Genomic DNA, 11390 nt, shown 5'->3' on the forward strand with positions numbered 1-11390 from the left:
GGCACGGGCATGAGGCAGGCGAAGGGGGCGCGAAGGCGGCGGGAAAGGGGGGAATTGTCGCATTGCGGCACGCCGGAGGGCTTTTTGGGGCGGCTTACGGCCGCACGGGCTGGAAAAACCTTGTTGCAGTGCGATAATGCCCGCTGCAATTCAAAACAAGGCAAACGGATCAGGGTCCGGCGGGGTATGTGTCCGCTCATGGCCATTGGTCTCAAGTCTCGAAACCGCTCCACAAGAGTGGGTCAAGAGGCACCCAAGGTTTTTCGTCAGAGAAATTCTCGAAAGGTTCATCATGGAAATCAGCAAGGCCGAACTGGCCTCGGCTGCCGCCGCCAATGGCGCAGCTACCCAAGAACTCCGCGGCGCAGAAATCCTCATCAAGGCCCTCCAGGCCGAAGGGGTGAAGTACATCTGGGGCTATCCCGGCGGTGCTGTGCTGCACATCTACGACGCTTTCTACAAGCAGGACACCATCCAGCACGTGCTGGTGCGCCACGAACAGGCCGCCGTGCATGCCGCTGACGGTTATGCGCGCGCCACCGGCGACGTGGGCGTGGCCCTGGTCACCTCCGGCCCCGGCGTGACCAATGCCATCACCGGCATCGCCACGGCCTACATGGACAGCATCCCCATGGTCATCGTGACCGGCCAGGTGCCGACCGCCGCGATCGGCCTGGACGCCTTCCAGGAGTGCGACACCGTGGGCATCACCCGCCCCATCGTCAAGCACAACTTCCTGGTCAAGGATGCGCGCGACATGGCGATGGTCATGAAGAAGGCCTTCCACATCGCCCGCAGCGGCCGCCCCGGCCCGGTGGTGGTGGACATCCCGAAGGACGTGTCCTTCAACAAGGTGCCTTACAGCGGCTACCCCGAATCGGTGGAGATGCGCTCGTACAACCCGGTGCGCAAGGGCCATGGCGGGCAGATCCGCAAGGCCCTGCAGCTGCTGATGACGGCCAAGCGGCCCTACATCTACACCGGCGGCGGCGTGCTGCTGGGCAACGCCACCAATGAACTGCGCACGCTGGTGGACATGCTGGGTTACCCGGTCACCAATACGCTGATGGGCCTGGGCGCGTACCCGGCTTCCGATCGCAAGTTCCTGGGCATGCTGGGCATGCACGGCACGATCGAGGCCAACAACGCGATGCAGAACTGCGACGTTCTGCTGGCCGTCGGCGCGCGCTTTGACGACCGCGTGATCGGCAACCCCAAGCACTTTGCGCAGAACGAGCGCAAGATCATTCACATCGACATCGACCCGTCGAGCATCTCCAAGCGCGTCAAGGTCGACGTGCCCATCGTCGGCGACGTCAAGGACGTGCTGACCGAGCTGATCAGCATGGCTCGCGAGAGCACCGTGCGGCCCGATGACAAGGCCCTGGCCGAGTGGTGGAAGACCATCGAAACCTGGCGCTCGCGCGACTGCCTGAAGTACGACCGTGGCAACAAGGACGTGATCAAGCCGCAGTACGTGCTGGAAACGCTGTGGGGCATGACCAAGGACGCCGACACCTACATCACGTCGGACGTGGGGCAGCACCAGATGTGGGCGGCCCAGTACTACCGCTTCGACGAGCCGCGCCGCTGGATCAACTCCGGCGGCCTGGGCACCATGGGTGTGGGCATTCCCTATGCCATGGGCATCAAGCTGGCGAAACCCGACAGCGAAGTGTTCTGCGTGACCGGTGAAGGCTCCGTGCAGATGTGCATCCAGGAGCTGTCCACCTGCCTGCAGTACAACACGCCCATCAAGGTCGTGGCCTTGAACAACCGCTACCTGGGCATGGTCCGGCAGTGGCAGGAAATCGACTACGAAGGCCGCTACAGCCACAGCTACATGGACGCGCTGCCCAACTTCGTCAAGCTCGCCGAGGCCTATGGCCACGTGGGCATGCTGATCGAGCGGCCCGAGGACGTGGAGCCGGCCTTGCGCGAAGCGCGCAAGCTCAAGGACCGCACGGTCTTCATGGACTTCCGCACCGACCCCACCGAGAACGTGTTCCCGATGGTTCAGGCGGGCAAGGGCATCACCGAGATGCTGCTGGGGTCCGAAGACCTGTAATTCCCGAAGCGAAGCGACGAAGGGGCTTCGCCGCTTCATCCCCTCAGACGAATCTATTGCCCGCCGAGCCTGCGCATTACCGTGCGCAGGGGAGGGCGGCGAAAAGAGGAATCGAACATGAAACACATCATTGCTGTCCTGCTGGAAAACGAACCCGGCGCACTCTCCCGCGTGGTGGGCCTGTTTTCGGCCCGTGGCTACAACATCGAGTCGCTGACCGTGGCGCCCACCGAGGACCCCAGCCTCTCGCGCATGACGATCCAGACCACGGGGTCGGACGACGTGATCGAGCAGATCACCAAGCACCTCAACCGCCTGATCGAGGTCGTCAAGGTGGTGGACCTCACGGAAGGTGCCTACACCGAGCGCGAGCTCATGATGGTGAAGGTCCGCGCCGTGGGCAAGGAGCGCGAGGAAATGAAGCGCATGGCCGACATCTTCCGGGGTCGCATCATCGACGTGACCGAGAAGAGCTACACCATCGAACTGACCGGTGATCAGGGCAAGAACGACGCCTTCCTGGTGGCGATCGACCGCTCGGCCATTCTGGAAACCGTGCGCACCGGCGCCAGCGGCATCGGCCGAGGTGAGAGAATCCTGCGCGTTTGACTTTTTCGGGGCTCAGCCATTTGCCCGTTCGCGCTGAGCCTGTCGAAGCTCCGGTCCGCCCTTGTGGCAGGCCGGGGTACCGAGAGCCCTTCGACAGGCTCGCGAAGAACGGCACAACCCATCAAATCCATTGGAGCAAAACATGAAAGTTTTCTACGACAAAGACTGTGACCTGTCCCTGATCAAGGGCAAGACCGTGGCCATCATCGGTTACGGCAGCCAGGGTCACGCACACGCCCAGAACCTCAACGACAGCGGCGTGAAGGTCGTGGTCGGTCTGCGCAAGGGCGGCGCTTCCTGGGACAAGGTCGGCAAGGCCGGTCTCAACGTCCTGGAAGTGAACGACGCGGTCAAGTCCGCCGACGTGGTCATGATCCTCCTGCCCGACGAGCAGATCGGCGAGGTCTACAAGAACAACGTCGAACCCAACATCAAGCAAGGCGCTTCGCTGGCTTTCGCTCACGGTTTCAACGTGCACTACAACCAGGTCGTGCCGCGCGCCGATCTGGACGTGTGGATGGTGGCGCCCAAGGCCCCCGGCCACACCGTGCGCAACACCTACACCCAGGGTGGCGGCGTGCCCCACCTCGTGGCCGTGCACCAGGACAAGAGCGGCAAGGCGCGCGATCTGGCGCTGAGCTACGCCATGGCCAACGGTGGCGGCAAGGCCGGCATCATCGAGACCAACTTCAAGGAAGAGACCGAGACCGACCTGTTCGGCGAACAGGCCGTGCTGTGCGGCGGTGCCGTCGAGCTGATCAAGATGGGTTACGAGACCCTGGTCGAAGCCGGCTACGCGCCCGAGATGGCCTACTTCGAGTGCCTGCACGAGCTCAAGCTGATCGTGGACCTGATCTACGAAGGCGGCATCGCCAACATGAACTACTCGATCTCGAACAACGCCGAGTACGGCGAGTACGTGACCGGTCCGGAAGTCATCAACGAGCAGTCGCGCGTGGCCATGCGCAACGCGCTCAAGCGCATCCAGAACGGCGACTACGCCAAGATGTTCATCCAGGAAGGCCGCCTGAACTACCCGTCGATGACGGCTCGCCGCCGCAACACCGCCGACCACAGCATTGAAGTGGTGGGTGCGCAACTGCGCGCGATGATGCCCTGGATCGCCAAGAACAAGCTGGTGGACCAGACCCGCAACTGATGCGCCGCGTGCGCCGCGACGCGGCGCACATCGACGACAAAGGCCACTTCGGTGGCCTTTGTCGTCTTTTCCTACAGACACACTGCTTTACACTGCGGCATTCTGTGCAAGAGTGCTGCGCCAGGTGCCGACGGTTCCTGCGATGCCGCGACGCACGGAGACCCGAATGCACGACGGAACCGAACCCACTATGACGCCAAGCGACGAACGCCCCAGGCGCCCCAAGGGCATCTACATGGTGCCCAACATGATCACGCTCGCCGCCCTGTTCGGCGGCTTCTATTCGGTCGTCATGGCCATGAACGGTCGTTACGACCTGGCCACCGTGGGCATCTTCGTGGCCATGGTGCTGGACAGCCTGGATGGCCGCGTGGCGCGCCTCACCAACACACAGAGCGCGTTCGGCGAGCAGATGGACTCGCTGTCCGACATGGTGTCCTTCGGCGCGGCGCCGGCGCTCATCGCCTACGAGTGGACCCTGCGCGACATCGGTCGCTGGGGCTGGATCGCCGCTTTCGTGTATTGCGCCTGTGCCGCCCTGCGGCTGGCGCGCTTCAACGTCAACACGGCCGTGGTGGACAAGCGCTACTTCCAGGGCTTGCCGTCGCCCGCGGCCGCCGCCCTGGTGGCCGGCTTCATCTGGCTCATGACCGAGCTGGAAGTGCCGGCGCAGGACGTGACCTGGCCCATGTTCGTCATCACGCTCTACACGGGCCTGACCATGGTGACCAATGTGCCGTTCTACAGCTTCAAGGACCTGAGCCTGAAGAAGAGCGTGCCGTTCGCGGCCATCGTGCTGGTGGCGCTCGGCATCGCGGTCATCAACATCCATCCGCCCACCGTGCTGTTCGCGCTCTTCGTGGTGTACGGGCTGTCGGGTTATGCGGTGTACTTCTGGCGCAAGGCCAAAGGCCGCCCGACCAGTGTCATCAGCACCTCCACCGACGAGCCCGACGAGCGTGGTCTGCACGACGATTGAGCTTTGTGATACAGTTTGAGCCATGAGTTTTCGCGCTTTCGCCCTACTACTGGATGTCCGACACGGGCAGGCTTGGTAGCGCGCGCGCATTCCATTCAAAACGGCCCGTTTGCACCTGCAGCGGGCCGTTTGTGTTTTTGGGGCTGCGGGTTTCAGTAACATCGAGAGAGCACCATGTTGAAACACCCTGCCAGCAAGTACCCCGCCTTCCAGCCGATCGGTCTCAAGGACCGCACCTGGCCCGATGCCGTCATCACCCAGGCACCCATCTGGCTGAGCACCGACCTGCGCGACGGCAACCAGGCCCTGATCGAGCCCATGGACGTGGAGCGCAAGCTGCGCATGTTCAAGCTGCTGGTGCAGATCGGGTTCAAGGAGATCGAGGTCGGCTTCCCGTCGGCTTCGCAGACCGAGTTCGATTTCCTGCGCCGCCTCATCGATGAGAACCTCATCCCGGACGATGTCACCATCCAGGTGCTTACCCAGGCCCGCGAGCCGCTGATCCGGCGCACCTTCGAGGCCTTGCAGGGCGCGCCGCGCGCCATCGTGCACCTCTACAACGCCGTGGCACCTGTCATGCGGCGTGTGGTGCTCGGCATGGATGAGGACGAGATCGTCGAACTGGCCACGTCGCAGGCGCGCCTTTTCAGCGAGCTGGCCGCCTCGCAGCCCGCCACGCAGTGGACCTTCCAGTACTCACCGGAGATGTTTTCGGGCACCGAGCTCGCCTTCTCCAAGCGCGTGGTGGATGCCGTGACCGAGGTCTGGCAACCGACCCCCGAGCACAAGTGCATCATCAACCTGCCGTCCACGGTGGAGCACAGCACGCCCAACATTTTTGCCGACATGATCGAATGGATGCACCGCCACCTCGCGCGGCGCGATGCAATCGTGTTGTCGGTGCACCCGCACAACGACCGTGGCACTGGCACGGCGGCGGGCGAATTCGCGTTGATGGCCGGCGCCGATCGCATCGAAGGCTGCCTGTTCGGCAATGGTGAGCGCACCGGCAACCTGGACCTGGTCAATGTCGCGCTCAACCTCTACACGCAAGGTGTGTCGCCCGGTCTGGATTTCTCCGACATCGACGAGATCCGTCGCACCGTCGAGCACTGCAACCAGTTGCCGGTGCACCCGCGCCATCCGTACGTGGGCGATCTGGTCTACACCTCGTTCTCCGGCTCGCACCAGGATGCGATCCGCAAGGCGTTTGCGGCGCGCCGGGAGGACGATCCCTGGAACATCCCCTACTTGCCCGTGGACCCCAAGGACCTGGGGCGCAGCTATGAGGCGGTGATCCGCGTCAACAGCCAGTCGGGCAAGGGTGGCATTGCCTATCTGCTGGAAAACGAATACGGTCTTGAGTTGCCGCGCCGCCTGCAGATCGAGTTCAGCCAGGTGGTGCAGGCGGTGATGGATGCCAATGGCAAGGAGCTGGCCGCCGCTGATCTGTGGGACATCTTCGACCGCGAGTATGGGTTGTCCCAGGTCGCCGCGCCGCTGCAACCTGTCATGGAAGACCTCACCGGCCAGAACGTGCGCGTGGCCGCGCAGGTGGAGATGGCCGGTCAGCCGGTGTCGGTGGACGGGCAGGGCAACGGGCCCATCGATGCCTTCGTCAACGGGCTGCAGGCGGTGATGGGCCGCCAGCTGCGCGTGCTGGACTACCACGAGCACGCGATCGGCTCGGGCGCCCAGGCGCGTGCGGTGGCCTATGTGGAAATGCGCATCGACGAGCAGCGCACGGTGTTCGGGGTGGGGGTCGACGCCAACATCGTCTCGGCGTCCTTCAAGGCCATTCTGTCCGGTTTGAACCGGGTGACGCGACCGCACACAAATACATCTGAAGCCCAGACGGTGTGATGCCTGATCGGGCCGACCAATACAACTTCAACGGAGTTCCCCATGAGCGACAAACTGATCATTTTCGACACCACCCTGCGCGACGGTGAGCAATCGCCCGGTGCGTCCATGACCAAGGACGAGAAGCTGCGCATCGCGCGGCAGCTGGAACGCCTGAAGGTCGACGTCATCGAGGCCGGTTTTGCGGCCAGCTCGAACGGGGACTTCGACTGCGTGCAGGCCATCGCCAACACCATCAAGGACTCCACGGTGTGCTCGTTGGCGCGGGCCAACGACCGGGACATCGCGCGTGCGGCGGAAGCCCTCAAGGGTGCTCACCGGGCGCGCATCCACACCTTCATCGCCACCAGTGCCCTGCACATGGAGAAGAAACTGCGCATGACGCCCGATCAGGTGCTGGAGCAGGCGGTGCAATCGGTGCGTTTTGCCCGCAACCTGGTGGACGACATCGAGTTCAGCCCGGAAGACGGCTACCGCAGCGATGTCGATTTTCTCTGCCGCGTGCTCGAGGCCGTGATCAAGGAAGGGGCCACGACCCTCAACATCCCGGACACGGTGGGTTATGCGATCCCTGAGCTCTACGGCGATTTCATTCGCACCTTGCGTGAGCGCGTGCCCAACTCCGACAAGGCGATCTGGTCGGTGCATTGCCACAACGACCTCGGCATGGCGGTGGCCAACTCGCTGGCCGGCGTGAAGATCGGTGGCGCGCGGCAGGTTGAATGCACCATCAACGGGCTGGGCGAGCGCGCGGGCAACTGTTCGCTCGAAGAGATCGTGATGGCGGTGCGCACGCGGCGCGATTATTTCGGCCTGGACGTGGGGGTGGACGCCACGCAGATCGTGCCGGCCAGCCGCATGGTGAGCCAGACCACCGGCTTCGTCGTGCAGCCCAACAAGGCGGTGGTGGGTGCCAACGCGTTTGCCCACGCCAGCGGCATTCACCAGGACGGCGTGCTCAAGGCGCGAGACACCTACGAAATCATGCGCGCCGAAGACGTGGGCTGGAGCGCCAACAAGATCGTGCTGGGCAAGCTCAGCGGCCGCAATGCGTTCAAGCAGCGCCTGCAGGATCTCGGCATCGAGATGGAGTCCGAGAGCGAGATCAACACCGCCTTTGCCGCCTTCAAGGAACTGGCCGACCGCAAGAGCGAGATCTTCGACGAGGACATTCTGGCCCTGTGCAGCGACGAAAGCGTGACCGCCGAGAAGGAGCAGTACGGCCTGGTCTCGCTCAAGCAGCGCAGCGAGACCGGCGAGCGCCCGCACGCCAGCGTGGTGTTCACCGTGGACGGCAAGGAGATCCAGGGTGAGAGCGATGGCAACGGACCGGTGGACGCTTCCCTGAAAGCGATCGAGAACCACGTGAAGAGCGGTGCCGAGCTGCTGCTGTACTCGGTCAATGCGATCACCAGTGGCTCGACCGAAAGCCAGGGCGAGGTGACCGTGCGCCTCCAGCACGGCGGCCGGGTTGTCAACGGGGTGGGCGCCGACCCGGACATCGTCGTCGCTTCGGCCAAGGCTTACCTGAGCGCGTTGAACAAGCTGCACAGCAAATCCGACCGCGTTGCGGCACAGGGATAAAACCGAATGAAATCAAAGGCTTGATGAATTGTGTTTCGTGAGGCTCAGAAAAGACACCAAAAGTAGCATCTGTTCTACCGATCACTGAAGACAGTTCCACAAGCTTTTGATATTGCTAGTTTTTTTCCAATTGCCTATACTTCACACCTGCGCAATTCCTGTTGCTGGAGTGGAGTTATGGTCATCGGCGTCGATCGCTTTCGCAAAATCCTGCTGGTTGCGGCGGTTGCCGGCTGGGTCGCCCTGGCATTCGCGCCCTTGCAGTCTCAAGCTGCCACCAACGCAAAAACCGCGAAGGCTGCCAAAAAGACGGTGACCGTCAAGGCGGCGCCCAAGCGCACGGTGGCTGCCTCCAAGAAGGTACAACCCAAGGTGGCCCAGGCGCCTGCCCGCAAGACCGCCCGTGTGGCCAGCAAGCCGCAAGAACGCGTGAAGGTTCAGATGGCGGCGGGCAAGACGACCTCGCTGCACAAGGTGGCGGTGCAGCGCAAGCCCGCGGCCTCGCAGGCGGTGATGCGCGCCGCAGTGACACCCCGTCTCTCCGAAGGTTCGCGCCAGGGCTTGCGCTCGATGGACGATCCGCTCGAGCTCAATTCCAGCGTGGCCCTGGTGGTGGACCAGGAGACCAACGAAGTGCTGTTCAGCAAGAACGACGCTGCCGTGCTGCCCATCGCCTCGCTGACCAAACTCATGACCGGCCTGGTGGTGGCAGACGCCCACCTGAACATGCAGGAGATGATCACCATCACGCAGGACGATGTGGACACCTTCAAGGGCAGCAGCTCGCGTCTGGCCGTGGGCACCACGCTCAGTCGCGGTGAGCTGATGCACCTGGCGCTCATGTCCAGCGAGAACCGGGCAGCCCATGCGCTGGGCCGCACCTACCCCGGTGGCCTGTCCGAGTTTGTGCGCCTGATGAACAGGAAGGCGCTGGAACTGGGCATGGCGGACACCCGCTACGTGGAGCCCACCGGCCTGTCCAGCTCGAACCAGTCGAGCGCGCGCGATCTGGCGACCTTGGTGTCGGCGGCCTATCAGCGGCCCATCCTGCGCGACCTGTCCACCTCGCCCAGCTACGAAGTCGACCTCGGTCGCCGGACGCTGCACTACAACAACTCGAACGGCCTGATCAAGAACCCGTCGTGGGACATCGGCCTTCAGAAGACGGGCTACATCTCCGAAGCAGGCCGTTGCCTTGTGATGCAGGCCAAGGTGGCCGGTCGCCAGTTGATCATGGTGTTTCTCGACGCCACCGGCAAGGTGGGTCGCATGCAGGACGCCGAACGCGTGCGGCGCTGGGTGGAGGTGCAAACCGACGCGCGCGCGGTGGTTCGCCCCCAGGGATGAGCATCTCCTGGACTGCCTCATGAAAAACGGCCCGTCAGGGCCGTTTTTCATGGCGTGCCAGTGTCTCAGCGGGCGGATGAGGGCGCCGGCACCTTGGGGCAACCCAGTGCGGCCGAGATCTCGGCGGCGGTCGAACGCAGCTTGGGCACCCAGCTCTCGTCGATGCGGTCTGCGGGCGCGGAAATCGACAGGCCCGCCACCAGCTTGCTCTGGTCGTCGTAGATGCCGGCGGCCATGCACCGCACACCCAATTCCAGTTCCTCGTTGTCGCGTGCGAGGCCGGCCTGGCGGCATTGCGCCAGCTCGCGCTCCAGGGTGGCGAGCTGGGTCAGGCTGTTGCGGGTGTTGCCGGCCAGCCCGGTGCGGGTGGCATAGGCACGCACGCGCTGCGGCTCGTCGTCGGCCAGAAAAAGTTTCCCCACCGAGGTGAGGTGCAGGGGCGCACGACCGCCAATGGCGCGCACCACCTGCATGCCGGAGCGCTCGCTGTAGGCCCGCTCCACATACACGATCTCATCGCCCTGGCGCACGCTCAGGTTGACCGGCTGCTGGATCAGCTTGTGCAGTTCGCGCATGGGCAGCAGGGCGGCATCGCGCACGCTCAAGCGCGCCTTGACCAGGTTGCCGAGCTCCAGCAGCCGCATGCCGAGCCGGTAGCTGCCGGCCTCGGGGCGATCGACAAAGCGGCCGATAGTGAGGTCGTTGAGGATGCGGTGGGCGGTCGAGGGGTGCAGGCCGGTCTTTTCGCTGATTTCCTTCAGCGACACCGGTTCCTCCCGCGATGCCAGCACCTCAAGGAGATTGAACATGCGTTCGATCACCTGGACGGTCGGGGTGCTGGGAAGGGTCTCGGAACGTTTGGTCATGAGAGGTCAGAGGTTGTGCTTCATTTTACAAGATGAAATCGACATCCTCCAACCGGTGTCGCCCTAGGGGCGGGCGGCACCAGTTCCCACGATCGAGTCGTCTCAGGGTGCGGTGATCCACCGGCCTTCGTGCAGCAATTCATGCGGCTGGAAGCCGGCCTTGTAGTTCATCTTGCTGCTCTGAGCGATCCAGTAGCCCAGGTACACATGGGGCAACTCCAGCGCCCGCGCCTGATCGATCTGCCAGAGCACGCTGTAGGTGCCGTAGCTGGCTTTCTCATCGGGTTCGTAGAAGGTGTAGACCGCTGAGAGCCCGTCGTTGAGCACGTCGACGATGGAGACCATCTTGAGCCTGGAGGGGCCGCCGTCGACCCCCGGCTGGTGGAACTCCACCAGGCGCGAATTGACGCGGCTCTGCAGCAGGAACTGTGTGTACTGGTCGATGCTGTCGTGGTCCATGCCGCCACCCGCGTGGCGGCTGTTCTGGTAGCGCAGGTAGAGCTGGTAGTGCTCGGGGATGAAGCACAGCTTGAGCACGCGCGTCTGCAGCATGTGGTGCTGCTTCATCGAACGGCGCTGGCTGCGGCTGGGGATGAAGGAGGCCACCGGCACCCGCAGCGGCACGCAGGCCTGGCAGCCGTCGCAGTACGGTCGGTAGGTGAACATGCCGCTGCGGCGAAAGCCGTGCGTGACCAGATCCGAGTACGCGTCGTTGTGAATGAGGTGGCTGGGCGTGGCGACTTGCGAGCGGGCCTGGCGGTCCGGCAGATAGCTGCACGGGTAGGGTGCCGTGGCGTAAAACTGCAACGCCTGAAGCGGGAGTTCTTTGAGGTGGGTCACGCGCGAGGACCGTCGTCAGAGAGGATGTGCTGCCAGTATACGGGCTCGAATTCCCAGCGTGGGGCGGGGTGGGGC

At 63.7% G+C, this 11390-nt stretch carries 9 protein-coding genes; 7 read left to right on the forward strand and 2 right to left on the reverse strand.

Annotation, left to right across the window (positions count from 1 at the left end; genetic code table 11):
• The first annotated feature begins 292 nt into the window (after window positions 1–292).
• The 7 genes from AC07ZS_RS28665 to AC07ZS_RS28695 all read left to right on the forward strand — a co-directional run bounded on the left by AC07ZS_RS28665 (window position 293) and on the right by AC07ZS_RS28695 (window position 9609).
• Entirely contained in the window at window positions 293–2068 is a 1776-nt protein-coding gene (locus AC07ZS_RS28665) for an acetolactate synthase 3 catalytic subunit (RefSeq protein WP_494801840.1), read from the forward strand.
• A gap of 117 nt (window positions 2069–2185) precedes the next feature.
• The gene (ilvN, locus tag AC07ZS_RS28670; RefSeq protein ID WP_494801841.1) at window positions 2186–2677 is read left to right on the forward strand and encodes an acetolactate synthase small subunit; all 492 of its coding nucleotides are present in this window, start codon (window positions 2186–2188) and stop codon (window positions 2675–2677) included.
• Between the two features lie 142 nt (window positions 2678–2819).
• Window positions 2820–3836: a ketol-acid reductoisomerase gene (gene ilvC, locus AC07ZS_RS28675; RefSeq protein ID WP_494801842.1), complete on the forward strand. Its 1017-nt coding sequence runs from the start codon at window positions 2820–2822 to the stop codon at window positions 3834–3836.
• Between the two features lie 166 nt (window positions 3837–4002).
• Window positions 4003–4815 carry a CDP-diacylglycerol--serine O-phosphatidyltransferase gene (pssA, locus tag AC07ZS_RS28680; RefSeq protein ID WP_494801843.1) on the forward strand — a complete coding sequence of 271 codons (813 nt, stop codon included), beginning with the start codon at window positions 4003–4005 and terminating at the stop codon, window positions 4813–4815.
• A gap of 174 nt (window positions 4816–4989) precedes the next feature.
• Window positions 4990–6678 carry a 2-isopropylmalate synthase gene (gene leuA, locus AC07ZS_RS28685; protein ID WP_494801844.1) on the forward strand — a complete coding sequence of 563 codons (1689 nt, stop codon included), beginning with the start codon at window positions 4990–4992 and terminating at the stop codon, window positions 6676–6678.
• Between the two features lie 42 nt (window positions 6679–6720).
• Entirely contained in the window at window positions 6721–8262 is a 1542-nt protein-coding gene (locus AC07ZS_RS28690; protein WP_494801845.1) for a 2-isopropylmalate synthase, read from the forward strand.
• A 177-nt stretch (window positions 8263–8439) separates the two neighbouring features.
• The gene (locus AC07ZS_RS28695) at window positions 8440–9609 is read left to right on the forward strand and encodes a serine hydrolase (protein WP_494801846.1); all 1170 of its coding nucleotides are present in this window, start codon (window positions 8440–8442) and stop codon (window positions 9607–9609) included.
• A 65-nt stretch (window positions 9610–9674) separates the two neighbouring features.
• On the opposite strand, the gene AC07ZS_RS28700 is transcribed toward AC07ZS_RS28695, so the two are convergent.
• Together AC07ZS_RS28700 and AC07ZS_RS28705 are read right to left on the reverse strand one after the other, a co-directional pair.
• Window positions 9675–10475: an IclR family transcriptional regulator gene (locus AC07ZS_RS28700; protein WP_494801847.1), complete on the reverse strand. Its 801-nt coding sequence runs from the start codon at window positions 10473–10475 to the stop codon at window positions 9675–9677.
• A gap of 102 nt (window positions 10476–10577) precedes the next feature.
• Window positions 10578–11315, reverse strand: a complete 738-nt coding sequence (locus AC07ZS_RS28705; RefSeq protein ID WP_494801848.1) for an arginyltransferase — start codon at window positions 11313–11315, stop codon at window positions 10578–10580.
• Window positions 11316–11390 lie beyond the last annotated feature (75 nt).

The organism is Hydrogenophaga sp. GW456-12-10-14-TSB4 (assembly GCF_059424305.1).